Annotated in this window: 22 protein-coding genes and 2 pseudogenes; 11 read left to right on the top strand and 13 right to left on the bottom strand. The window is 63.1% G+C overall.

Going from position 1 to position 24,551, the window contains the following annotated elements:
• Positions 1-47: 47 nt before the first annotated feature.
• From JHW45_RS08320 to JHW45_RS08305, 4 genes are read left to right on the top strand one after another with little or no spacing between them, the layout of a single operon-like run.
• Positions 48-701: an ABC transporter ATP-binding protein gene (locus JHW45_RS08320; protein WP_272860400.1), complete on the top strand. Its 654-nt coding sequence runs from the start codon at positions 48-50 to the stop codon at positions 699-701.
• Entirely contained in the window at positions 685-2,454 is a 1,770-nt protein-coding gene (locus tag JHW45_RS08315; protein ID WP_272860399.1) for a capsule biosynthesis protein, read from the top strand. The genes JHW45_RS08320 and JHW45_RS08315 overlap by 17 nt, the downstream gene beginning before the upstream one ends.
• Positions 2,451-3,293, top strand: a complete 843-nt coding sequence (gene kdsA, locus JHW45_RS08310; protein WP_272860398.1) for a 3-deoxy-8-phosphooctulonate synthase — start codon at positions 2,451-2,453, stop codon at positions 3,291-3,293. The genes JHW45_RS08315 and kdsA overlap by 4 nt, the downstream gene beginning before the upstream one ends.
• Entirely contained in the window at positions 3,290-5,296 is a 2,007-nt protein-coding gene (locus tag JHW45_RS08305) for a monovalent cation:proton antiporter-2 (CPA2) family protein (RefSeq protein WP_272860397.1), read from the top strand. The genes kdsA and JHW45_RS08305 overlap by 4 nt, the downstream gene beginning before the upstream one ends.
• A 34-nt stretch (positions 5,297-5,330) precedes the next feature.
• Here JHW45_RS08305 and JHW45_RS08300 read toward each other — a convergent pair whose 3' ends face one another.
• The 7 genes from JHW45_RS08300 to JHW45_RS08270 all read right to left on the bottom strand — a co-directional run bounded on the left by JHW45_RS08300 (position 5,331) and on the right by JHW45_RS08270 (position 11,040).
• Positions 5,331-6,005, bottom strand: a complete 675-nt coding sequence (locus JHW45_RS08300; protein WP_272860396.1) for an alpha/beta hydrolase — start codon at positions 6,003-6,005, stop codon at positions 5,331-5,333.
• On the bottom strand, positions 6,002-6,958 hold the full coding sequence (locus JHW45_RS08295) for a ring-cleaving dioxygenase (RefSeq protein ID WP_272860395.1): 957 nt from the start codon (positions 6,956-6,958) through the stop codon (positions 6,002-6,004). Before JHW45_RS08295 ends, JHW45_RS08300 begins: the two co-directional genes overlap by 4 nt.
• Before the next feature lie 32 nt (positions 6,959-6,990).
• Positions 6,991-7,953 (bottom strand): pirin family protein, encoded by a 963-nt coding sequence (locus JHW45_RS08290; RefSeq protein WP_272860394.1) that lies wholly within the window; start codon positions 7,951-7,953, stop codon positions 6,991-6,993.
• A 117-nt stretch (positions 7,954-8,070) separates the two neighbouring features.
• A complete protein-coding gene (locus tag JHW45_RS08285) occupies positions 8,071-9,027 on the bottom strand; it encodes a DUF5996 family protein (protein ID WP_272860393.1) in 957 nt (318 codons plus the stop codon).
• The gene (locus JHW45_RS08280; protein ID WP_272860392.1) at positions 9,024-9,650 is read right to left on the bottom strand and encodes a glutathione S-transferase family protein; all 627 of its coding nucleotides are present in this window, start codon (positions 9,648-9,650) and stop codon (positions 9,024-9,026) included. Before JHW45_RS08280 ends, JHW45_RS08285 begins: the two co-directional genes overlap by 4 nt.
• Before the next feature lie 158 nt (positions 9,651-9,808).
• Positions 9,809-10,489: a phosphoglycolate phosphatase gene (gene gph, locus JHW45_RS08275; RefSeq protein WP_272860391.1), complete on the bottom strand. Its 681-nt coding sequence runs from the start codon at positions 10,487-10,489 to the stop codon at positions 9,809-9,811.
• Positions 10,486-11,040: a thioredoxin family protein gene (locus JHW45_RS08270; protein WP_272860577.1), complete on the bottom strand. Its 555-nt coding sequence runs from the start codon at positions 11,038-11,040 to the stop codon at positions 10,486-10,488. Before JHW45_RS08270 ends, gph begins: the two co-directional genes overlap by 4 nt.
• 171 nt (positions 11,041-11,211) lie before the next feature.
• Here JHW45_RS08270 and JHW45_RS08265 point away from each other — a divergent pair.
• Positions 11,212-12,208 (top strand): annotated as a pseudogene (locus JHW45_RS08265) (IS30 family transposase).
• A gap of 62 nt (positions 12,209-12,270) precedes the next feature.
• On the opposite strand, the gene rpiB reads toward JHW45_RS08265, so the two are convergent.
• Positions 12,271-12,720, bottom strand: coding sequence for a ribose 5-phosphate isomerase B (gene rpiB / locus JHW45_RS08260; protein ID WP_272860390.1), 450 nt, complete (start codon positions 12,718-12,720; stop codon positions 12,271-12,273).
• 521 nt (positions 12,721-13,241) lie between these two features.
• Positions 13,242-13,853: pseudogene (locus tag JHW45_RS08255) on the bottom strand (IS256 family transposase); the annotation flags it as partial.
• A 20-nt stretch (positions 13,854-13,873) separates the two neighbouring features.
• Here JHW45_RS08255 and JHW45_RS08250 point away from each other — a divergent pair.
• Together JHW45_RS08250 and JHW45_RS17950 are read left to right on the top strand one after the other, a co-directional pair.
• On the top strand, positions 13,874-14,296 hold the full coding sequence (locus tag JHW45_RS08250; RefSeq protein ID WP_272860389.1) for a hypothetical protein: 423 nt from the start codon (positions 13,874-13,876) through the stop codon (positions 14,294-14,296).
• 158 nt (positions 14,297-14,454) lie between these two features.
• Positions 14,455-14,631: a hypothetical protein gene (locus tag JHW45_RS17950; protein WP_419181860.1), complete on the top strand. Its 177-nt coding sequence runs from the start codon at positions 14,455-14,457 to the stop codon at positions 14,629-14,631.
• A 44-nt stretch (positions 14,632-14,675) separates the two neighbouring features.
• Here JHW45_RS17950 and JHW45_RS08245 read toward each other — a convergent pair whose 3' ends face one another.
• Together JHW45_RS08245 and JHW45_RS08240 are read right to left on the bottom strand one after the other, a co-directional pair.
• A complete protein-coding gene (locus JHW45_RS08245; RefSeq protein WP_272860388.1) occupies positions 14,676-15,323 on the bottom strand; it encodes a glutathione S-transferase family protein in 648 nt (215 codons plus the stop codon).
• A 136-nt stretch (positions 15,324-15,459) separates the two neighbouring features.
• A complete protein-coding gene (locus JHW45_RS08240) occupies positions 15,460-15,807 on the bottom strand; it encodes a VOC family protein (RefSeq protein ID WP_272860387.1) in 348 nt (115 codons plus the stop codon).
• 196 nt (positions 15,808-16,003) lie between these two features.
• Between JHW45_RS08240 and JHW45_RS08235 the strand changes: the two genes are divergently transcribed.
• Positions 16,004-16,375 carry a MarR family winged helix-turn-helix transcriptional regulator gene (locus JHW45_RS08235; RefSeq protein WP_419181847.1) on the top strand — a complete coding sequence of 124 codons (372 nt, stop codon included), beginning with the start codon at positions 16,004-16,006 and terminating at the stop codon, positions 16,373-16,375.
• A 356-nt stretch (positions 16,376-16,731) separates the two neighbouring features.
• Here JHW45_RS08235 and JHW45_RS08230 read toward each other — a convergent pair whose 3' ends face one another.
• Together JHW45_RS08230 and JHW45_RS08225 are read right to left on the bottom strand one after the other, a co-directional pair.
• Entirely contained in the window at positions 16,732-17,979 is a 1,248-nt protein-coding gene (locus JHW45_RS08230; protein ID WP_272860385.1) for a hypothetical protein, read from the bottom strand.
• A gap of 521 nt (positions 17,980-18,500) precedes the next feature.
• Positions 18,501-20,804, bottom strand: a complete 2,304-nt coding sequence (locus tag JHW45_RS08225; RefSeq protein WP_272860384.1) for an AAA family ATPase — start codon at positions 20,802-20,804, stop codon at positions 18,501-18,503.
• Between JHW45_RS08225 and JHW45_RS08220 the strand changes: the two genes are divergently transcribed.
• Genes JHW45_RS08220 through JHW45_RS08210 form a run of 3 tightly spaced genes read left to right on the top strand, consistent with a single transcriptional unit; the run spans position 20,782 to position 24,312 of the window.
• Positions 20,782-21,144, top strand: coding sequence for a type II toxin -antitoxin system TacA 1-like antitoxin (locus JHW45_RS08220; RefSeq protein ID WP_272860383.1), 363 nt, complete (start codon positions 20,782-20,784; stop codon positions 21,142-21,144). The two genes, JHW45_RS08225 and JHW45_RS08220, sit on opposite strands and share 23 nt — an antisense overlap.
• 8 nt (positions 21,145-21,152) lie before the next feature.
• Positions 21,153-21,452: a type II toxin-antitoxin system RelE/ParE family toxin gene (locus tag JHW45_RS08215; RefSeq protein ID WP_272860382.1), complete on the top strand. Its 300-nt coding sequence runs from the start codon at positions 21,153-21,155 to the stop codon at positions 21,450-21,452.
• A 22-nt stretch (positions 21,453-21,474) separates the two neighbouring features.
• Entirely contained in the window at positions 21,475-24,312 is a 2,838-nt protein-coding gene (locus tag JHW45_RS08210) for a class I SAM-dependent DNA methyltransferase (RefSeq protein WP_272860381.1), read from the top strand.
• Positions 24,313-24,551 lie beyond the last annotated feature (239 nt).

Here is a 24,551-nt window from a genome sequence, read left to right as displayed (position 1 = left end):
CCGGCATGGCGAACCGGGCAGTGCGTGACGGGTGGTGACGAACAGCGATGCTGGAATTCGACAATGTCTCGAAATCCTTCTGGACCGGGACACAGCGCAAGGTCATCCTGGACCGGGCCTCTTTCCGGGTCGAGCTGGGAAGATCGCTTGGCATCCTGGCGCCGAACGGCACGGGCAAGACGACGCTGATCAACATGATGTGCGGGCTGGAAAAACCCGATGAGGGAAGGGTCAGGCGCGGCTGCCGGATCTCGTTTCCGCTTGGGTTCATGGGCGGGGTGGTCGGCCGCCATTCGGGCAGCGAAAATGCGCGCTACATCGCCCGCATCTATGGTCTCGATCCCGACTACGTGTCGGCCTTCACGCGCTGGCTGGCCGATATCCACGAATATTTCGACATGCCGGTCGGCACCTATTCCGCCGGGATGCGCCAGCGTTTCACCTTTTCGCTGCTGCTGGCGCTGGAATTCGACATCTATCTGATCGATGAGGGGATGCCGCAGACGACCGATGTGGAATTCAACCGCCGCGCCGGTCAGGTGCTGTTCGACCGGCTGCGCAATTCGACGGTGGTGATCGTGTCGCATCAGCCCCAGACGATCGAGAAATTCTGCCGGAACGCGGCGATCCTGCGCCACGGCAAGCTGTATCTGTTCGAAACCCTCGACGAGGCCAAGCAGTATTATGACTACACCGCCTAAGGCCCGCAGCTTTCACATCTCGCCCTCGGAATCGGTGCGTCCCGCCGCGGCGTCGGGCCAAGGAGCGGGGCAGGGGGCGGACAAATCCGACAGCCGCGCGGGCGATGTGCGGATCGAGTTGCGCAAGAAGTCCGGGGGACCGGCCTCGGCCAGTCGTCCCCCGGTCGCGGCGGTGCCCGACCCGAAGACCAGTCACGACCCCGCGAACCTGTTCGAGCCGGCCAGCGACGGCTTTCCCGATGACCGGACCGCCAGCGCCGCGCAGCCTGCGCAGGATGATGCGACCTCGGGTCAGGCGTCGCTGGAGGCGAAACTTCAGGCCATCCGCGACGAAAAACAGACCGAACGGCAATTGCGGATCGCCCGCCGCATCGCGACGCTGCACCAGATCGAGGTGGGTTCGGATGAAGAGGCCGTGCTGCGCTTGCGCGAACGCGGCATCGACCCGTCGCACCGCGCCGCGCTGAGCCGCATTCTGGCCGCTGAAGGCTCGCGCGCGCAGGCCGCGCCCGTCCGCAACGCCCCGGCCGTGGTTCCGGCGCAATCGCGCAGCACCCAAGTCGGCCCCGCCCGCCCGACCCTGCCATCGCGCGAGGCGCTGGCCGAGGATCAGCGCGCCGCCGACATCTATCGCATCCAGCGCGACATCGCCCGGCGCCGGCGGCGGCGCATGCTGATGCTGACGCTGCGCCTGCTGTTCTTCGTGGCGCTGCCGACGGCGCTGGCGGGGTGGTATTATTTTCGCGTGGCGACGCCGCTTTACGCGACAATCTCGCAGTTCCAGATCCAGTTTGCCGAAGCATCGGGGCTCAGCCAGTCGGGCAATCCGCTGGCCGGGTTGCAGGCGAACACCGACGCGGTTGCCGTTCAAAGCTATCTTTCATCGCGCGACGCGATGCTGCGCCTGGATGCCGACAAGGGCTTTCGCGAGGCGTTTCAGGACCCGTCCGTCGATCCGGTCAAGCGGCTGGCCCCCGATGCGACGAACGAGGCCACCTACAAGGTCTATCGCAACTCGGTCAAGATTTCCTACGATCCGACCGAGGGGATGATCGACATGGAGGTGATCGCCCCCGATCCCGCCCAAAGCCAGGAATTTTCGCTGGCGCTGATCGGCTATGCCGAGGAACAGGTGGACAACCTGACCGCCCGCCTGCGGTCCGACCAGATGGAGGGGGCGATCCGCAACTATGAGGCCGCCGAGGACAAGGTGCTGGCCGCGCAGCGCCGGGTGCAGGATCTGCAACAGCGACTGGGCGTGCTGGACCCGGCCGCCGAAGGGACGGTGGTGATGAACCAGATCGCCGCGCTTGAAAACCAGCTGACCGAGAAGCAGCTGGAGCTGGGCCAGCTTCTGGCCAATCCGCAGCCGCAGCAAAGCCGGGTCTCGGCCGTGCGCGGCGACATCGCGCGTCTGCAACAGATGATCTCGGACACCCGGTCGCAACTGACCCAAGGCAGCGACAACCGCACCTCGCTGGCCGCGATCACCGGCGAATTGCGCATCGCGGAAAGCGATCTTGAAACGCGTCAGGCACTGCTGGCCGCCGCCGCCGAACAGATGGAGGTCGCGCGGATCGAGGCGAACAAGCAGGTCCGCTATCTGTCGCTGTCGGTGGCGCCGACCGCGCCCGACGAGGCGACCTATCCCAAGGCGTTCCAGAACACGATGGTCGCGTTTTTGATTTTCTCGGGCATCTACCTCATGCTATCGCTGACCGCTTCCATCTTGCGCGAACAGGTATCGACATGAACGAACAACGACATATCCGGATCGGCGATCTGTCCTGCGGCAACGATCTGCCGCTGACGGTGATCGCCGGACCCTGCCAGCTGGAAACGCTGGATCACGCGCTGCATATCGCCCGGACGATGGCGGATGCCTGCGCCGCTTCCGGGGCCGGGTATGTGTTCAAGGCCAGCTATGACAAGGCGAACCGCACCTCGCTGAAGGGCAGGCGCGGCGTCGGCATCGACGAAGGGTTGCAGATGCTGGCGACGGTGCGCGAACAGGTGGGCTGTCCGGTGCTGACCGACGTCCACGACGCAGAGCAGGCGGTTCTGGCGGCGAAATCCGTGGATGTGATCCAGATCCCGGCCTTCCTGAGCCGACAGACCGATCTGCTGCTGGCCGCCGGCCGGACCGGGGCGGTCGTGAACGTGAAGAAGGGTCAGTTCCTGGCGCCGTGGGACATGCAGAACGTCGCGGACAAGGTCGCCTCGACCGGGAACGGCAACATCCTGCTGACCGAACGCGGCGTCAGCTTTGGCTATAACACGCTTGTCGCGGACATGCGGTCGCTGCCGATCATGGCGCGGACGGGATATCCGGTGATCATGGATGCGACACATTCGGTCCAGCAGCCGGGCGGGCAGGGCGCCTCGTCCGGCGGTCAGCGCGAATTCGCGCCGGTGATGGCGCGGGCCGCCGTGTCCATCGGCGTGGCCGGCGTTTTCATCGAGACGCATGAAGACCCGGACAACGCGCCCTCGGACGGACCCAACATGATCCCGCTGGACCGGATGCCGGCGCTGATCGCCAGCCTGATGCGGTTCGACGCGCTGGCCAAGGCCGAACCGACCGGCGCATGATGCGCGATATGCTGTCGCGCCGCCACCGGACGCTTGCGGGCATGGACCTGACGCTGCGACCTCCCGGCATGCCGCGAAAGCCGATGCCCAGCGCGGCGCCGATTGTCCGACCCCGCGTCCGGGCGATGGCCCGACGCGCCGTCCTGTCGGGCGCGCTGGCGCTGACATCGGCTTCCGCCGCCCTGGCGGCCGAGCCTGCGGGTCAGTCCACGGTGTTAGGCCTTGCCGGGCTTGAGATCGCGTTTCTGGCCGCGCTGGCGCTGATCGCGCTGGCCTGTCTGTTCGTGCCGGTGTCGCGCGCCCTGGGGCTGGGCACGGTGATCGGCTATCTGGTGGCCGGGGTCGTCGCCGGCAGTGCGCTGTCGCTGTCCTTTACCGAAGAACCCGCCGAATTGCTGCATTTCGCCGAATTCGGCGTCGTGCTGTTCCTGTTCGTCATCGGGCTGGAGTTTCGGCCCGCCAGATTGTGGGAGATGCGCGGCACGATTTTCGGGCGCGGGCTGGCGCAGGTCCTGGCCTGCGGGGCGGTGCTGTCGGTGCCGGCGCTGATCTATGGGCTGGACTGGCGCGCGGCGATGATCGTGGGGCTGGGGCTGGCGCTGTCCTCGACCGCGCTGGTGATGCGCGAGATCGACGAAAAGGGTCAGCGCAACACCGCCTTCGGGCAGACGGCGATTGCGGTCCTGCTGTTCGAGGATCTGGCCATCGTCCCGCTTTTGCTGCTGATCGCGGTGCTGGCGCCATCGGGGGTGGACGCGGCATGGACCGACAACGCCCGCGCCCTCGGGCTGGGTCTGGGCGCGATCCTGCTGCTGATCGTCGTTGGCCGCTTTGCGCTGGACCCGATCTTCGGCGCCATCGCGCGCACCCGCACGCCGGAACTGATGACCGCGGCCGCGCTTGGCGTCGTCGTGTTCGCGGCGCTGGTCATGGCGGCGGCCGGCCTGTCCTATGCGATGGGCGCTTTCATCGCCGGCGTCATGCTGGCCGAATCGTCCTATCGCCACGAGGTTGAGGCGGATATCGAGCCGTTTCGCGGCCTGTTCATGGGCCTGTTCTTCATCGCCGTCGGGCTGTCGCTTGACCTGAACGCGGTGGCGCGCAACTGGCTGATCATCGTGCTGGCCGTGCCGCTGCTGGTGGTTCTGAAAAGTGCGACCGTCTATGCGGTCAACCGGCTTTTCGGCAGCACGCATCAGGTCGCGCTGCGCATCGCCTTCGCGATGTCGCAGCACGGCGAATTCGGCTTTGTGCTGTTTGCCGCGGCCGGCGCGGCGATGATCCTGCCGGGCGACGTGGCCTCGATCGCGGTGACGATCGTGACGCTGTCGATGGCGCTGTCATCGCAATCCGACCGCGTCTATCGGCTGATCGCCGGCAGGCGCGCGCGCGAAACCATCGACGAGGATTATTCCGACGCCGGCGGCGCGGTGCTGGTGGTCGGTTTCGGCCGCGTCGGCCAGCTGGTCGCGCAGCCGCTTGTCGCGCGCGATATTGCCGTCACCCTGCTGGATCACGACGCCGACCGCATCCGCGAGGCCGGGCGTTTCGGCGCGCGGGTCCATTTCGGCGATGGCACACGGCCCGAGGTGTTGCAGGCCGCTGGCGCGGGGCGGGCCGCGGCCATTGTCGTGGCGACCGACGATCCCGACACGACGCTGCGCATCGTCGCCCTCGTCCGACGTCAGTTCCCGAACGCCGCGCTGATCGTGCGCGCCCATGATCGCATCCACGCCGTGCGGCTGGCCTGTGCGGGCGTGCCCACCGACGCGATCATGCGCGAGACGCAGCTTTCGGCGCTGTCCCTGGGTGAGCGCACGCTGCGCGCGTTGGGATATTCCGACAGCGATGCCAGCGAGACGGTCAGGCAGGTCCGGCTGCGGGACGAGGCGCGGCTGGCCGAACAGACGCTGGCCGCCCGCGATGCGCAGGATCGCGACGCCATCGTGGCCGCGATCGTTCCCGAACCGATCAGGCGTGACGCTGCCGCAGAGGGTGACTGAGCGGCGGGGCCAAGCCGATCGCGGCAGCCTTGCCCTATCCGTTCAGCATGGCGCGCAGGGCGCGGATTTCCTCTTCCACGACTCCGTGGCCCGCGCCGGGATAGATCTGCGTCGTCACCGTCGCGCCCATATCCTGAAACAGCTTTTCGGTGGTTCTGACGCGGGCCAGCGGGATATGAGGATCGCGTTCGTGACAACCCAGAAGAACGGGCGTGCCGTCCAGCCGGCCGTCATAGGCAAATTTCTTCTCGACATGGTTATACAGTTCCGGCTGCGGCGCCCCGTCGCCGTCTGCGGTTCCGACCAGACCGCCGGAAAGCCCTGCCACGCCGGCCAGTTTCCGGCCCGCGCGCGCCGCGTGTTCCAGCGCCAGACACGCACCCTGGCTGAAACCCAGAACGACGGTGCGGTCGGGTCCGAATCCCTGTTCGGCCAGCTCGTCCGAAAGCCGGGCCATCACGCCCAGGGCCGAGGACAGGCCGGGCTCGTTCCGGGCAAGGGGCGCCAGAAAACTGTCGGGCCACCACGAATTGCCGGCCGCTTCGGGGGCGCGGATCGCGATGTCGGGCAGGCCCAGATAATCGGCCAGTCCCATCATGTCCTCGGGCGCGCCGCCGCGCCCATGCACCATGATCATCGCCAGACGTGCGCGCGACAGGGGCGCGCCGCCCGATAGGATGCGGTTTCCGGCGTGGGGGTCGTTTTTCATCTGGTGGGCCTTCTGGGAATGGTAATCGGTGGCAGGACGCGTTCGATCTGGGCGCGCAGCGGTTCGTGCTGTGGCGGCAGTTTCAGGTCGTGGCCCAGGGTGTCCATCGGCTCGTCGGTGGCAAAGCCCGGCGGATCGGTGGCGATCTCGAACAGCACACCGCCCGGTTCGCGGAAATAGATCGCGTTGAAATACTGGCGGTCGATCTGCGGCGTCACCTCAAACCCCTGGCTGCGCAGGGTGTCTTGCCATGCGTTCTGCACCTCGTCGTTCTCGGCGCGAAAGGCGACGTGATGGATCGTCCCCGCGCCCTGCCGCCCGATCGAGCGCGCGTCCGAGGTGACCAGATCGACGACCGCTCCGCGCCCCTGATCCTTCGCGACGAACCGATACCGTTTTTCCGCGCCGTGCGAGTCCTCGCCCGCGCTGTCATAGCCGAACAGATCCGTCAGCAGCCGCGCGGTGCCGTCGGGATTGTCCAGCCACAGGGTGACGGAGTGAAACCCGCCATCCACGGGCCGGTCATCGGCTGCCGCGATCCCCGCCGTGCCGCGATCCGTCTCGATCAGTTCGACCCGCAGCCCGTCGGGATCGGTCAGCGCGATCATCCGTTCGCCGAACCGCTCGGCCGGACCGTCGAAATCCACGGCAGCCCCGGCCAGCGCCATCATCCACGCATCCAGCCCGCCGGGCGGCACGGCATAGGCCACCGCGCTGGCCATGCCCGGACCCGCACGACCCGGCCCGGCATCGACGAAGGGAAAGAAGGTCAGGATCGTGCCGGGTTCGGCGCGGTCGTTGCCGTAATAGAGGTGATAGGTGTCCGGCGCGTCGAAATTCACCGTCTTCTTGACCAGCCGTTGCAGCATCGTGCCGACATAGAAATCGACATTGCCCTGGGGCGGGCCGGAAATCGCGGTGACATGGTGCAGGCCGGGGATCGTTTGCGGCATGAAAAAAGCTTTCCTGTGCTGGGGCGGGCGCGTCAGGGATAGAAGACGCCGCCCATCGCGCGGCGCGGCTTGCCGTGGTTTTCGGGCAGCGGGATGAAATCTTCCTCGTCGCCCGGCACTGTGTCGAACCGGCCCCTGGCCCATTCCTGCTTTGCCGCCTCGATCCGTTCGGGGCGCGACGAGACGAAGTTCCACCAGATATAGCGCGGCCCGCCCATCGGCGCGCCGCCGAACAGCATGAAGCGCGCAGCCGATCTGGCGCGCACAGTGATCGCGTCGCCGGGTCGCAGGATCAGCAACTGTCCGGGTTCAAACCTGTCGCCCGCGATCTCGATCTCGCCCGAGATGGTGTACAGCGCCCGTTCCTCATAGGTGGCGTCGATGGGAATCTGGCGTCCCGCCTGCATCTCGATGTCGCCGTAAAGCGTCTCGGACGCGGTCCGCAGAGAGGATGTCTGGCCGAACGCCTCGCCCGCCATGATGCGCGCCCTGATGCCGTCGGCATCGATGATGGGCAGATCGTCGGACCCGTAATGGATGAATTCGGGGGCGGATTCCTCCTGGTCCTCGGGCAGGGCGACCCAGGTCTGGATGCCGAACAGGCGCTGTCCGTTGCGGCGGCGATCTTCCGAGGTGCGTTCCGAATGAACGATGCCCTGTCCGGCCTTCATCCAGTTGACCGCGCCCGGCCGGATCGCCTGTTCGGTGCCCAGGGAATCGCGGTGCAGGATTTCACCCTCGAACAGATAGGTCAGGGTGGCCAGGTTGATATGGGGGTGCGGGCGGACGTCGATGCCCTGATCGGTCAGAAACTCGGCCGGGCCCATCTGGTCGAAGAAGATGAACGGCCCGACCATCTGCCGCTTGGTCGAGGGCAGGGCGCGGCGCACCTCCATCTCGCCCAGATCGACGGCGCGCGGCACGATCAGCGTCTCGATGGCGTTGACGCCGTCGGGGTCCCCGAGGATCGGGTCAGGGCAGGGGGTCCAACTCATGGGGAAACTCCTTGAAGGATGATCGTGGATCGCGGCGTGCGCAGGATCGGCTGCGTGCATGTGCAGGCGTCGCGGTCACGATAGGGACGCGGAAAACGACATGCAAGCCGGGCGGGTTCAGCGATGCACGGCACGCGGGACCTGCGGGACGCCCAGTTCGCATTCAAGCGCCGACCGGTCCCACCGGGCCAGTTCGGCCGCCGCGCGATAGGTCGATTGCAGGAACTGCATCAGCGTCCGGTCGGGCGAGGCACTTGTCCGCACCGCCTCATACGGCAGCACGAATTCGCCAAGCGAGGTGTCGAACCGGGCGGCATCGGGCGCGACCGGGTAGGTGTCGAACCCATCCGGCGCGGGATAGGCATAGGAATAGAACATCGCCTCATCCACACCCGCACCGCCGGGCCAGAACCCGGCCGAGGACACCTCGTGACTATAGGCTTCCTGCGCCACGTTATCGGGCAGGTTCGGGATGCCTGCGGGATGCAGCGGCGCCCGTCGGCCGGAAAACCGCGTCACCGCCAGATCGAACGACCCCCAGAACAGATGCACGGGCGACACCTTGCCCAGAAACCCGGTGCGAAACCGTTCGAATACCGGCACGATGCGCAACAGCGCGCCGTGAAAGCGCGTCACCGCCGCGGCATCATAGGGGCGCGTGGCCGTATCCTGGGCAAAGGGCACCGCATCGGGCAGTTCGTTCGGCATGTCGTGAATGTCGAACGTGCCGCCGACCGCCTGCACCGCATCGCGGATCTTGCGCAGAAATTCGGCCACGCTCATCCGTTCCAGCGCGAAACCCTGCCGCGCGCCGCCATCCGCCTCGGCGATCAGCCGGTGATCCACGAAATCGAGGCTGAGCGTAAGGCAGCCCCCGGCCTCGTGCACCGGGCCGGTGGTCAGACCGCGCGGCGTGACATACAGCGTCGCGTGCCAGGAATGGTTGACCCATGGCGTGTGCGCCAGCCGGTATTTGCCGATGATCTGGCACCACAGATGCAGCGCGGTGCAGGTCTCGGCCCATTCGGCATAAGGCAGGCTGGGCCAGCCGGAGGCGTCGGCCGCATCCGTCATCCGATCGGGTCCATATCCTGCCGCTGCAACGCGCGCCGCACGCCGTCATCGGCTTCCATCCGCGCGCGATGCTGCTTCAGCGCCGGATAATCGGCGATGGACAAGGGCGTCTGTTCGATCCACCGCGTCAGCACGTAAAGAAACGTGTCCGCAAAGGATCGTTTGCCAAGATACCAGTCGCCGCCATTCTCGCGCAGGATCTCGTCCATCCGCGTGTATTGGCCGGCCAGGGTTTCATAGGTCTTGCGCTTGACCTCTTCCTGACCTTCCTTGGTCTCGGCCAGGTTCTGCGGCCCGAAATGGCCGCCATAGGTCGCATGCACCTCGGACGTCATATAGGACAGCGCCTCGGCCTCTTTCCGGCCCAGCACCGTGTCGCGCCCATAGCCGCCCTTGCCGTGCTCGGCGCCAAGCCACGCCAGGATCGCCGCCGCCTCGGTCAGGACGTCGCCATCGTCAAAGCGCAGCGCGGGCACCTTGCCCTTGGGGTTGATGGCCAGATAATCGTCCTTCTTGTGATCGCCATAGGCCATGTTGTGGATCTCGACCGGCGCATCCAGCCACGCCACGGCGATATTGGGCGCAAGCGAACAGGTTCCGGGCATCGTGTAAAGCGTTGTCATGAATAGATTTTCCTTTCTTCGGATCGCTGAGGGCCGACATGGCGCGGTGCCGTATCGCCTTTCTCAGCGGCAATCGCTGCCGCATGAAAACAATGTCTGCGCGCAAAGGTTCCTTGGCCCCGGCCGGTGCGGAACCACGGCCGGACCCGACCGGCCCGTCAGGCCATCGCCACGCTTTCCACCAGACCGGGCAGGGCGGCGAAATCGTCGAAGGTGGCGCGCCGCGTCAGATCCTCCAGCCGGGACCGGCGATAGCCGCGGCTGAACAGCAGGAACGGAACCGGCACCGCCGCGGCGCAGGTCGCATCGAACTCGCTGTCGCCGACAAAAATCGCGCGCGGCGCGGCCGGATCGGCGCCAAGCGCGCCGAAGGCCGCGCGCAGCGGCGCGGGATCGGGCTTTTTCTGCGGCATCGAATCGCCGCCGATCACCGCCCCGAACAGATGGGCGATACCGACATGATCCAGAACCGCCTGCGTCGGGCCCATCGGCTTGTTGGTGCAGATCCCCATCGGATAGCCACGATCCGCCAGGACCCCCAACGCCTCGGGAACGCCCGGATACAGCCGCGTCAGCCCGGTCGCCCGGTGATAACGGGTCATGAAGGACGCGACCAGATCGCGCTGCGCGGCCGGATCGATGCCGGTCGCGGCGATCACCCGGCTCCACAACAGCTCGACACCGCCGCCGATGAAGCTGCGCACCCGATCGAGGCCAAGCGGGGCGATGCCGTTCTCGCGCAGGACCGCGTTCACGCAGGCATGGATATCGGGCGCACTGTCGATCAGCGTGCCGTCAAGATCGAAGACGACCGGGCAGGGCGCCAGACACACGCTCATCCGGTCTTCCACTTGATCGAGCATCCCATCGAAGGGATTTGTTTTTCGGGGCCTTTTCCGGTTTCTGCAATCTGCAACATCGCCTCCAGCAATTCGCGCCTTGCATCGGCAGGTCCGGCCGTCCGGGTCGAGGAATCCAGCCGGCCGCGATACTGCAACTCGCCAGCCGCGTTATAGCCGAAGAAATCGGGCGTGCATTCTGCACCATAGGCACGTGCGACCGCCTGCGATGCGTCATAGAGATAAGGAAAGGTGAATCCGTGCCGTTCGGCCACGATCTTCATCTGGTCGGGGCCGTCCTGCGGGTACTCAGTGACATCGTTGGCCGAGATTGCGACAACGCCGATACCCGCATCCTGCAATCTGGCCGCATCGCGCACGATCCGGTCGATCACCGATTGCACATAGGGGCAATGATTACAGATGAACATCACCAGCGTCCCGTTCGGGCCGCGAATATCCTCAAGATTGTAAGTCCGGCCATCCGTGCCCGGCAGGGTGAATTCGTGCCAAGGCGCACCGAAATCGCAGACAGGCGGCGAAACGGGCATCATGATCTCCTTGCTCACTGTGGCGCCCAGTCTGGGAAATCCGCACCGAGACGGCAAGCCTAATGTTCCATAATACTGATTATCATCTAAACGGATGCAGGCCGGGTGGGTTCTATCCTGAAATGCGACACGCCATGATTTCAGGCAGTTGCAATTCGAGGAGTTTGGCAGATGGCGGCACATCTCAGCCTGGACGAGCGCCCGAACATCGCCACAATGCTGCATCGCAAGACGAGCGTTGCCAAGATCGCCCTGCATCTCGGCCGCCACCGGTCGACCATCCACCGCGAGATCCGGCGCAATTTCCGGCACGATCCCGAAGTTCCGATGGCTGCGGAATACTGGCCGGTCAGCGCCCAGCACCTCGCCGCTGCCCGGCGCATCCGGCAGCGCAAGCTGATCCGGTATGGCGCACTGCGCCGGGCTGTGATCGACCGGCTCAAGGCAGGCTGGTCTCCGGAACAGATTGCCGAGCGACTGCGGCTGGAGGCCCACGGCCAGAGCGTCTGTCACGAAACGATCTACAGCTATGTCTATTCTGCCGAAGGCCGGGCCCGGGAGCTGGGAGCTGGGACGCCACCTCCCCGAACGCCGCCGCAAGCGGAAGCCGCGCTTCACAAGAAAACCTCGAAGCCTCGTGTTCCCCGAGCGTTGCATGATCAGACACCGGCCGGAAGTCGTCTGGAAGCGCGAGGCATTCGGTCATTGGGAGGTTGATCTGATGATCTTCCGGCGGGAACACGGACCGGCCAATATCGCGACGGCGGTCGAGCGTGTCAGCCGCTATACGGTGCTGTTCCGGAACAATGATCGCAGATCGAAACCGATCATGAACAGGCTGATTGACCTGTTCGCTCCCCTGCCCCGACATGCCCGTCAGAGCCTGACCTTCGATCGCGGGCTGGAATTCGTTTCGTGGCGCGAGCTGGAAAAGGGGCTTGGCGCGCAAGCCTGGTTCTGCGACCCGCAGGCGCCCTGGCAAAAGCCGACCGTCGAGAACACCAACCGCCGCATCCGGCGCTGGCTGCCGCGCGATACCGTGCTGCTGAACCTGCCGCGCCGTGATCTCGCAGACCTTTCGGCACGAATGAACGCGACGCCGCGCAAGTGCTTGAATTTTCGCACGCCGGCTGAGGTCTTCGGGGAAAACCTGAGGGGAGACCGGTAAGGGCCACATCGTCAGCTGTGCGGACGAAGTTGCCGTTCACTGATCGAGCCCCGGTGACTGCTTTAGCCTTCCAGCGCGTTAATCATTTCCACTCGCACAGCATGTCGACCGCTCTCAAAGTCGGCGTTCACGAATGCCTCCACGATATCGAGTGCCAAGCCTTCGCCCACCACTCGCGCACCCAAAGCCAGCATGTTGGCATCGTTGTGCTGGCGGATCATGCGAGCAGAGAATGCGTCTGCACAAACACCACACCGGATGCCCTTTACCTTTTTGGCCGCCATCATGATGCCTTGGCCGGTACCGCATAATATAACGCCAAGTTGACAATCATTGGAGGCGACGAGCCTCGCCGCTGCTTCACCATGTTTAGGATAGTGCGTGCTCTCAGGCGTTGTTGGCCCGATGTCTACTACCTCAAGACCCTGCTCGGCTAGATAGCGAGCGATGGTCTGACGTAGGTCAATGGCCGCGTGATCGCTGGAAAGGGCAATACGTTTGCGATTCTTCATGAGTGAAAATAACCTTCAAGAGATTCTGGGACAACCGAAAGCAGCCGTTCATGCGTGACGCAGCATCGGTCATTCTGGGCTCAAGCTGCCGTTTCCGTCTTTCTTCCGTCTTTCTTCCGCGCCCGATCCAGCCGGCCTGCGATGGCGGATGTCTCCGCCCGCCCGGATCAGGCTACCTCGGCGCCTGTGTCGGGTTCCGACTTGAACTCGCAAACCAAAGTAGAATTGTCGCGAACCGGCAAAGTTGATTTGTCGCCTCTGCCCTGACGGATGACGCTGGCGTCACCAGGAAACCGGCAACGAGGGACAGCGTCATGGGGGTTGTGCTGATGAGCGAGCGAGAGATTCAGAAGATCGAGGTGCTGGCGCAGGTGCTGGATGGCAGCCTGCGCACGGCCACGGCGGCGCGTGTATTGCGTCTGAGCCAGCGCCAGGTGCAGCGGCTGGTTCGCAAGGTGCAGGATAAAGGGGGAGTGTCCTTAACTTTGTGTATCCGGACCGGCCCATGCGGTTTCAGATACTCAAGCGTCGAAGCGCTCGCCGAACATTATGGCGAACTGATTGCGGGCCGCAAACCATTCTCGGACATTGCGACCGTCTTTCTCGAACCGTCGAATGGCGAGATAGATCAGCTTGGTCGCAGCCTCGTCGGTCGGGAATGAGCCTCGCGTCTTGATGGATTTCCGGATCACGCGGTTCAGGCTCTCGATGGCGTTCGTGGTGTAGATGATCTTGCGGATCGCCGGATCGAAGGCAAAGAACGGGGTCAGCTCCTGCCAGGCCCGGCGCCAGGCCGGAGCGATGGAGGCATACTTTCCCGCCCACTTTTCCTCGAAAGCATCGAGTTCGGCCTCAGCCAGATCGGCGGTCGGGGCGCTGTAAATCCGGCGCAGGTCGGCAGCCACGGCCTTGCGATCCTTCCAGGAACAGAAGTTCAGGCTGTGGCGCACCAAATGCACGATGCAGGTCTGAACCATGGCGTCCGGAAAGGCCGCCGTGATGGCATCGGGAAAGCCCTTGAGCCCGTCCACGACCGCGATCAGGATGTCCTGCACGCCCCGGTTCTTTAGCTCGTTCATCACCGACAGCCAGAATTTGGCACCCTCGTTCTCGGCGATCCACAGGCCCAGAACGCCTGACCGATATTCTCTGTGTGCGCGATCAGCGGCAGCTTGGCACCAACCTCGTCGTGCATTACGAGCGCCGGAAGTTCATCCTCGATGACAGCGAACATGCGCGCAGCGCGATCGGCCGCTATGTCGAGACCTATGCCTATGCAGACAGACCCTTCGAGATCCGCTGGAAAGGCGTCCTGCTGCCCTATCGGATCTTCGATCCCCGCCAGCAACGCGTGACACATGCCGCGATCACCGAGAACAAGCGTCTCGGCGACGTGCTGGCCTTCATCAAGGCGCAGCAGGACGCTGAACCTCCCAAGATCGGTCCGGTGGGCAAGCAGCGCAGCCGCTATACACCGACGGGCGCGCCCCGCCGCGGCAACAAGGGCTGGGTCGAGCGGCGTGCCGAACGGCGCGCGGCCGAGGCGCAGGCCTCGGCGTCACCGCCAGCCGAATGACTGCAAAGAACCCAAAGTGACGGATGCTACGCTCATGATCAGTGGCTGCTTTCGACCGTCCAGTATCTCACAGCGATGAGGCGCGTCGCCAGCCAGACGCTCCGGCTGGTCATAAAGGTCATCGGGAATATCATTTGACCGAGAAGGGCCGCGATCTGATGCCCGCGATCATCGCGTTGACCGAGTGGGGAGACAAATGGGTCTCTCCTGGACCGGTAGAGTTCATGCACAAGGAATGCGGAGGCCACGTGCGCCTCTGTTTATGTTGCACGAAATGCAATGGGCCAGTGGCTGTTGAACAGGTCGAAGCCGCTAAGGTTGACCAGGCAACATAGAATAACAGAACTCAGGTTTGCACCACCGGGAATAAGTGACAGGCTTAGCCTTTATTCTTAGCCTTATCCGCTGCTTTGAAGTGGGACATTTGGTCAGCATAGGCCTTCTTGAAGGCTGGTCGCTCCGTGATCCGTTTGACAAAGGATTCCGACGCAGGGCGGTCCCCAAATTCGCGGATTTTTTTTACGCGTAGCACGTCCGCCATCAGCAAATCAGCGACAGTGAAGCGGTCGGCGGCCAGCCATTCCCGCTCCTTCAAGACTGCTTCCAGACCGTCCAGTCGGCTTTCCAACAAATCAGTCAAGCCGTTCTCCTTCGCACCAGTCACTTCCAGAAACCACCAAGGCACCGAAGCCATTTCGACCGAGTTAAGTGCGGCAATCGTCCATTGCAGCGTTTCGGCTGCACCGGCAGGATCATGCGGCATCAGCTTTTCGCTCTTGCCCGCCAGATGCAGCAGGCAAGCGCCGCTCTCGAATAGTTTCAGATCACCATCATCCAGGAATGGGACTTGTCCAAATGGCTGACGGGCCAGATGATCCGGGCCTTTGCCGTCGAGAGGAACAGTTTTCACAGAGTAGTCAAACCCGGCTTCCTCACAGGCCCATCTTAACCGTAAATCCCTGACAAATCCTGCGGGTCCATCGGGCATAGGCACCCAATCCAGAGTCCAGATAACCAGTTCACTCATTTTGTATCCTTGATGTAAGTTTGCAACTCGCCGATCCAACCCGTCCAACCGGCGCTATGGCTCTCGATGTCCTCGGCCGGAAGGTTTTCGTGCTTCAGTGTCAGCCCGGTGCCGCTGTCTGATGACGACCACCGTGTTAGCTACCGTCCAGTAGACCGACTGTGTTGCCCTCGGGATCGGCAAACCCCGCGTAGTGCAACGTGTCGAAACCCTCGACCTTGACCGGCTCTGGCACGTTGATTCCCGCGTTCTTGAGCCGTTCGATCTCGGTGCCGAGGTCCGGGACGTGGAGGGTGACAGTTGTGGTGCCTTGTCCTTCGGCACTGTCGAGCACCTGAAACAGGATGTTATCGGTCAAGGACCATTCATGGCAGGACGGCATCGGTTCGCGGTCCCAGTGACGGCCGATAAATTTCGCCCACCAATCGGATTGGGCGGAAAAATCGGCGGCGTTAATGCTGATGAAGGTGTGGTTGATCTTCATGGGTTTGCGTCTCCTGTTTTTGAACAGCCGGACCGGCCCCTCCGGCCGATGCTAAGCCGGGCTTGACAATTAAGGTTGATATCAACACATAATGTTCATGTCAAACCAACCCGAACGGCCTTTGGTTCCATTCCAGACCACAATAAAGGTCCGCGATCATTGTCTATGCCTGCATACGCAGCGGGCGGCGCGACGCTTGGCGCGGATATTCGATGATGCGCTGCGGCCCGTGGGCCTGAAGAGCGGGCAGTTTTCGTTGCTGATGTCGCTCAACCGCCCCGCGCCACCCTCCATCGGCGAGGTCGCCACAGTGCTCGGAATGGACCGCACGACATTGACGGCCAATCTCAAGCCCCTCGAAAAACGCGGGCTTGTGCGTGTGTCGGCCGATGAAGAGGATCGCCGCACCCGCCGTCTGTCACTCACCCCAGCGGGAGAACAGCTCCTGAAAACTGCTGCACCCATTTGGGAAGCGACCCACGCGAGAATCGCCGTGCATTTCGAGGACGGTGCAGACAAGCTGCGCAACGATCTGGCGACACTCGCCCGGATAGAAGAGGCGGAATGAAGGCTAATCGGCGGGAAATAGGCCAAAGGCCATGCGTCGGTCCCCGGTCCAGATCACGCGCCCTCTCGATCTCCTTAGCCTTCTCCAGTTCGCGCTCCCGCTCGTCCACTATGTCCAGCCGTTCACGCGGCTTGTTCAGCACCGCGTCCAACCTTTCGCGGATCGACGGCTTCCCACCGTCATCCACGCCAGCCTCCCGTTCGGTCCCCCGGTCCTTGCCCAAGGTCTCGCGCAACCGTTCCCGTGTCCGGTTCCGGACGGTCCATGCCCCCGTATAGGATGGATGGATTGAAAAATCGCGTGTGTCGAGTGGAAAAAGCGGACGAGCGACCGAGCCGTCACCGATCGCGCTGAACTTACCGATAGCTGATGTTGATGACATAATCGCTGTAGTGCGAACTGCTCTGATATCGTCGGCTTTCCATCGTAAGGTCCTCGAAGGACGCCCGAATGATCGTACGGATGATGCCTTGCTCGCCCAGATACTCATCGACGCTTCCCGGCGAGCTGCCTCCCACGTGGATCCCCGAGGGCTCCACCCCGCCCGACAGCATTCGGCTCGTGTCCACCCGCCAGTAATCAGTCGCGAGCAGGTTGTGAACGTTCCCGGAACGCGGGCCAGGGTTGTATGCTGAATTGAACGAACTCCGCGAGCCGTCCGACGTCAGGAACGTGGTGCCGGCCCAGAAACTTAATGCGTAGTCGGCGAGATATTCCGTCTCGCCCGCGCCATCGATTTCGAGCCCGACCATGCGCACTTCGAGATGGCTCACCTCCGACGGCGCGAAGCCGAACACCATCGGTGAAAAGGAGAACGATTCACCACTGTCTACCGAGGTCGTGGCGCGGAACTGCGCGCCCTCGTAGCGTTGCTCGTCACTTCTTTCGTTGAAGCCCAGGACCTGCACCAGAAGGGCGAACTCGTCCGAATTCCATGACCGGCGACGGCGACGGCGACGGCGGAAGTCCGACCGGCCGGAGGTCGATTCAAGATTGCACTGAAAGCCTGTGAACGCGATCTCGCGCCGCGCGTCGATGGTGGGCTGCGACCAGGCCGCCCAGTCCTGACCCGACGACTCGCCAGCCTCAACAATCAGCACCGGACGCACCGTCTGGCCAGCAAATCTCGCAAGACCGACCGACATCTCCCGCAATCTTCCGTCATAAACCTTGTCTATGCGGGCGAGCTCGATGAAGCGCTCGCGAAGGCGCGCCGTGTTTCCCCGCTCGAAGAAATCCTTCGTCTCCGGCGGGCGCTCCGAATCTGGAATGATCCCAAAGATGAAGACGACCCCATCGCTGCCGCGCGCCCCGGACACAAACCCGACTTGCGCACTGAACGTGTCGCCCTCCGAAACCCGATAGGGCGGATAAAGTCCGACGATCTTTCCGCGACGCTGCCAGGCCGGGTGAGTATGAAGGTAGGACGCGTCGCTCCAGTTCTCCAGCAAGCTATCCAAATCCCGGCTGCGCGCGACGACCCCGTCGCGCGCAGCCGGGACACTGGTCGGACCGAAGCCGAGGCGCACGGGCTCCGCGCCCCAATACACCTCTGCCGCGCCGAACCACTGCGCGTGCGATGCCGCATCAATCAAAGAAAGCATATCGGCAAGCCTCCCCAAGGTTCCTCAGGTCTCTTATTTCCTGAAGTTTAAAGAAAAGTGGCTTGAGAAGCTACTGAAAGGATCGGTAAGGGCTGCCATGGCGGTCGGCCCGCTGGAACCCGATAATACGCACCATCGCGCTGCTCTAGCCGCCCTTTGCAGTTGGTCAGGCAAATCTTTCTCACTCATGCCGATTTAAGAACTGCAAGCTGGACAGCCCCAGAAACCTCGGTAAACGAAGATGAGCGTGATGATTAGGTAAACCACCCGCCCATGACGCTGAGCTTCGCCCCCGAGCGGATCGAGACCTGGCCGCTGGCCAAGCTCCAGCCCTACGCAAAGAATGCGAAGGCTCATGGCGCAGACACTACTTTGTGACGCTAGAGCAGCATATCGCAGTCGCAGAACGAAGGTTTTAGTAGGGGCGGCCAAAGCGGCCTTCCGCGATTATCTTGCAGTGCTGCGGCGCAGCCCGACCAAGCAGACCTTTCTGGTCCGTGCGTTTCTACCGATGAAAGAGCCTATATGCCGCACGTCAGTTCAAGCACTAACCGACAAAACTGCTTCAGCTCTTCCACGCTGAGTCCTTCGGATGGATTGTCGGGCAGAGCGGCATGATGGTCCCCGCGCGAGTACTCGTTGACCGATTTGAGATCATCGAGCGCGCCTTTGTAAACATGATCGGCGGGAGCCGCTTCGAGAACGCGGATGATCTCCTCCAAACTGGCGGCTTGCCGGAACAGCCCCGGATCACCCTTGCGGTAGAAGTCTTCGCAGACGGTGCGCAGCCGTGTCCTGATGTATTTCGGCTCGTGCTGTTCACCTTCTGCAAACTCTTCAATCTGGTTGCGCTCGGTAACGTGCCGGGGCTGTGTTGCCGTCTCGATGTCGAACGGCGCGATGGCGGTGATGCCTGGCGCACCGGACTGCAGCGCGACGGACGTAATCTTGTTGTGGTCAATCTTGTCCCAAAGCAGCCGCAGGAAGGTCTTCTCGTGCGAGAGCACGATGACCTGCAGCGCCTTGCTACAGAGCTTCCTGATTTCGTTGGCGGTGAACTCGCGGCGGAAGTGATCAAGGCTGGTGAAAGGATCGTCGAGCACAACAATCATCTGGGCCAGGTTCGGCTCGGCGTTGGCCTTGGCGAGGAAGAACGCAAGCGCGAGCGTAGACTTGTCACCCGCGCTGAGCGTGTTGCGGAAGCAGGGCTTGTCGATTTCCCCCGCCCCGCTTCTAGGCGCGACGGGTACTTCGCGGATGAGGATGCTGTAGCTGGCTGAGGGCTTTGTACCGCGATAATCCGGCTCGCGGTAGTCGATGCGGAATCCGGCGTTTAGGCGTTTGAGGTAGCTGTTGATCGCCGTCCCGAGCTCTGCCGTGATTGTTCGGCCGTGGTCGTCCAGCTCCTTGCGGATATGTCCCTTTTTGACAGCGATGTCCTTCTTTTTTTGCTTGAAACCTTTGAGGCGGCCTGCAGCGTCACAGGTTTCGGCATTGTGCCGCTTCTTCTGCGCCTGTAGTGCTTTCAGTTCGTTTTCAAGACCGGGAAGGGTGGCGGGGTCGATGGAGTCCTTGAGAGCTCGAACCTTGCTGTTGAACCCGTCGATCTCAGCATTGGTGTCGGCAAAATACCCCTTGCCAGTATCCCAATCGGCAATAGCCTGGGCCGTGCGCTCGGCAACGATACCAGCAGTGAGGTTCGCCTGCTTCTCAGCGAACAGATCAAGCAGAGCTGCCGCCGCCTGTTCCATGCGCGTGATTGCCCCGCTTGCCGCTTCAAAATCAGGCGGCGTGAACTGGCCTGCCTCTTGCCAATACCGAAACTGGTGACCGTTCTGCTCTTCGGTTTTGGCCGCAGCCTGCCGAAAGTCACCGTTCTTGTACCTGGTGAGGGTGGCGACGACGCGCTGCACAGCCTGGCCGAGCTGCTTGTAGGTTTCGCTGAATATATCCCTGTAAGCGTCGATCAATGTGCGGTCGGCGAGACGCTGACCGCAGAAGGGGCAGTCTTCGCCGCCGGTGAAGGCCATGCCCGCCTCAAGCCAGCCTTCATGAGGGATGGCGGCTTCGCCGATATGGTGCTGATGCGCGGCAATGTGGGCTCGCACCCTGGTAACAGCATCGGCGGTAACATCGTCGATCGAACCGTGCAGCAAGGCGCTAAGTTTATCGGTTTTGGTCGGCACCGGGTAGGCGGTGGGCTCCGCCGCCGCTTTCAGCTCCTTGGCCCGACGCGCCTGCTGCACCTTGAGGTCCAGCGCGGCAATTGCCTCGTCGATGTCGTCGCGAGGCGGCAGGGCGAGGAAGGAATCAAGCTGCATGGCAGGCGGAGCAACTACGCGCATGAGCGCTTTCAGCTCGTTCTCTGTATCGGTGATCGCCTTATTGTTGTCGCGGTTGTCGCCGTCCAGATCCACTATGCTGCGGACACGGCTCACCCCTTCCTCACCGACGACAAGGCCGTATTGGTTCTTCAGGTGCTCGGTCGAGACAATATCGCCGGAATACACATTGTCGTTGATGAAAGAGCTGTCATAAACGGCAACCGGCGGACGGGGGCCGCTCCATGCGCCGTTCTGAAAGACTGCATTCTGCCCGGAAACGTGAAGGATTGCCTTCTGCGGAGCCGTCACGTCAAGTGTCGTGCGGCCTGCCAGTATGGAAGGGTTGTTCGTGCTCAGCGAACGGAGAATGTCGGCGAGGGTGGATTTGCCCCAGCCGTTCTCCCCGAAGATCAACGTGCATGGACCGAGACGGGCGCTCTGCAGCGGCTTGGCTTCCTCAAAGCGCCCGATGCTCTGAATGAATCTGATTTCTTGCAGCATAGCCAACCCATACACTGCTGCAGCATGGACAACAAATGTTGTTTTGTTTGTCGGGCTGCGTTACAATCCGATCATGCCCAGACTATCTATCGATATCACCCCAGAAGAGCACCAAAAGCTCAAAGCCATCGCCGCCCTTAAAGGCCAGAGCATCAAGGAGTTCGTCCTGAAGCGCGCGCTTGGCGATGCCCCTACGCTTGATGCGATGAGCGAGGAAGAAGCGTTCAGCGCTCTGGCCGAGTTCCTGAAACCGCGGATCGATCAGGCGCGGCGGGGGGAGCTGTCCACGAAGTCGGTTGCCGACATCCGTCGCGAGGCCCGTGAGCAAACGGGACGATAGTTCGTCGGATGAAAAGCTACGACCTTACCCGCGCGGCAGAAGAGGATCTGCGGGGCATCTGGGAATACAGCTGCGAGACTTGGGGAATCGATCAGGCCGATAGATATCTCGACCAGATCGAGGCCTGTTGTGAGGCAATTGGTAACGACCAAGCGCGCTCGAAAGCCCGCGATGCGTTACCCGACGACGTCCGGGTCTATCGTTGCGAGCATCATTACCTCTTCTGGCTCAGCAGCGACCGGCCCATCATCCTCGCCATCCTCCATGAGCGGATGGACCTGGTGAATCGCCTGAAGGACCGCCTGTGACTCCGCACGACTTCATCCGTACTTGGTCGGCAATCCGCTGTCGGAGCGGGCCTCGGCACAATCGCATTTCCGCGACCTCTGCATCCTGCTCGGGATCGCGCCACCCTCCCCCCTCACTGCTGGAACCTTTGAGTTCGAGAAAGGCGCGGCCAAGACTACAGGTGGCGACGGCTGGGCCGACGTCTGGCTGAAGGACGCATTCGCCTGGGAATACAAGAAGTCCAAGGCCAATCTCGACGCGGCCTATGCCCAGGTGCAGCGCTATGCACCGGCGCTCGACAACCCGCCGCTACTGATCGTTTCGGACACACAGTCTATCGTCATCCGGACTGCCTTCACCGGCGCCGTGCAGGAACGGCACGCCATCGTGATCGAGGAACTGCGTGATGCAGCCGCGCGCGACCTGCTACGACGCGCCTTTGACGAGCCGCGCAGCTTCCGCCCGCGCCGAACGCGCGCCGATTTGACCGAGGACGCGGCAGCCACCTTCGCCGATCTCGCCCTGCGGCTGCGTCAGGCGGGGCACGACGCAAAGGATGTGGCGCATTTCGTGAACCGGTTGGTCTTCTGTATGTTCGCCGAGGACGTCCGCCTGCTGCCTGAGCACATGTTCGAGAAGATGGTCTTCGCCTCGAACCCGGAAAGCTTTGAAGAAAACTGCCGCGCGCTCTTCGCCGCCATGGCACGGCAAGGGGGCCGCGTGGGATTCACGCCGATCCCCTGGTTCAACGGCGGGCTGTTCGACGACGACACCGCACTGCCCGTCGATACCAATGACATTGCGATGCTGCGCAAGGCGGCCAAGATGGACTGGAGCCAGATCGACGCTTCGCTTCTCGGCACGCTATTCGAACGCGGCCTTGACCCGGGCAAGCGCAGCCAGCTTGGCGCACATTACACCGACGCGGCCAAGATCATGCAGATTGTCGAACCTGTGGTCCTGCGCCCGCTCAAGGCCGAATGGGATACGGCACGCACAACAATCGAGACGTCACTGGATGAGGAACGCCAGGCCAAAGCCGAAGCGGCGCGGACGCCGGCTGCTGCTAAGGCCGGCGCGTTGACGCGGCGGGCGAACCGCGCGCACGAGACTGCGGTGAAGGCGCATCTGGGCTTTCTAGAACGCCTGCGGAATGTGCGCGTGCTCGATCCCGCCTGCGGGTCGGGCAACTTCCTCAACCTTGCTCTCACGGCGCTGAAGGACCTTGAACACCGGGCGAATCTCGATGCCGAGGCCCTCGGCTTGCCCCGTCCCGCGCCGTCGGTCGGTCCGGAATGCGTGCTGGGGATCGAGCTGAACCCCTACGCCGCCGAACTCGCCCGCGTCTCGACCTGGATCGCGGAAATCCAGTGGATGCGCCGCAACGGATTCGAGGCCTCGCGCGATCCGATCCTGAAGCCGCTCGGCACGATTGAGTGCCGCGACGCGGTGCTGGCGTCGGACGGCAAGGCGGCGGAATGGCCCGAGGCGGAGTTCATCATCGGCAATCCTCCGTTCTTGGGCAACAAGCGGATGGTGGGCGAACTGGGCGAGGATTACGCCCGCGACCTGCGCGCGGCGTGGCCCGGTGTGCCCGGCGGCGTGGACCTGGTGGCCTATTGGGTCGCGACGGCGTGGCTCGCGGTCGAGGTCGGGCGGGCGCGCCGCGTGGGGCTGGTTAAGACCAACTCGATCCGGAGCGGTGCAAACCGCTCGGTCCTGACGGAACCGGCCGAGGCAGGCGCGATCTTCGAGGCTTGGTCGGACGAGCCGTGGACGGTCGCGGGCGCGGCGGTACGGGTGTCGATGGTGATGTTTGGCGAGGCGAAGGAGCTACCGCGGCTGGATGGCGTGGAGGTGGAGCGGATCGCTGCGGACCTGACGGCGGGGTTGGATTTGACGAGCGTGGATAGGCTGAAGGAGAATAGAGGATTTGCGTTTCAGGGTCCGGTAAAAGTCGGCTCATTCGACATAGACGAAAGGACTGCACTCAGATGGCTTTCGTCGCCGAAAAACGTAAATGGCAGGTCGAATTTCGATGTTCTCCAACCGCTCTGGAATGGCAGCGATATCGTCCGGCGGCCGAGCAGACGGTGGATTATCAACTTCGGCGAGATGACCCAATCCGATGCGAGCTATTACGAAGGCCCTTTTCAATACGTTCTGGAAAACGTGAAGCCCGAACGGGATCGCAATCGAGACCGTCAGAGGCGAGAAAATTGGTGGCGCTTAGGACGGTCTGGTGCTGATCTGTTTAAGGCAGTTGGTCCACTTGAGCGGATGATTTTGACGCCTCGCGTTGCTAAGCACCGCGTGTTTGTCTGGGTATTGGCTTCGGCATGTCCAGATGCTCGAGTCGCCGCCATCGCCTGCGACGACGACACGACCTTCGGCGTCCTTCATTCTCGCTTCCATGAAGCATGGTCGCTCGCGACTGGTGGTTGGCATGGGGTTGGAAACGATCCGCAATATACACCTACAAAGTCATTCGAAACCTTTCCCTTCCCCGAAGGCCTGACCCCCGACATCCCCTCCTCCCATTACGCGGACGACCCTCGTGCTCAGGCCATCGCTGCGGCCGCCCGCGACCTTAACGAAAAGCGCGAGGCCTGGTTGAATCCGCCGGATCTTGTCCGTCGCGAGCCAGAGATCGTCGCAGGCTATCCAGACCGCCTGCTGCCCGTCGATGCAGCTGCTGAGGCAGTGCTGAAAAAGCGCACCCTCACCAATCTTTACAACGCCCGCCCCGCTTGGCTCGACGGGCTGCATCGTCGCCTCGATGCAGCTGTTGCTGCCGCTTATGGCTGGTCCGAGGACATCTCCGAGGACGACGCACTGGCGCGTCTCTTGGAACTCAATCAGCTTCGCTCATCAAATTAGCCTCTTGGCATTTGATCGCGTCCGCTTTTGTGGCTCAGGGAAGCTCCTTTCGCATCTGCGGAGAAAGTCGGCTTTCCGCCCGGCGCGCTGAGGCCCTCGCTCGTGCGGTAAGAACTGAGCATCTGCCGCGAACGGCAACAAAGTCCGCACTGCCGACCGTCGCGCATCATCGTGACCGCCGCCGGCCCCGTCCCTACGGCCCTTTGTGGAGAGAGCGGGCCGGGGCCGGCTCATCGCTT

This window comes from Paracoccus stylophorae (assembly GCF_028553765.1).
Classification (GTDB): Bacteria; Pseudomonadota; Alphaproteobacteria; order Rhodobacterales; family Rhodobacteraceae; genus Paracoccus; species Paracoccus stylophorae.
The sequence above is the reverse complement of the archived record's forward strand: the minus strand, read 5'-3'. Positions and strand labels throughout refer to the sequence as shown.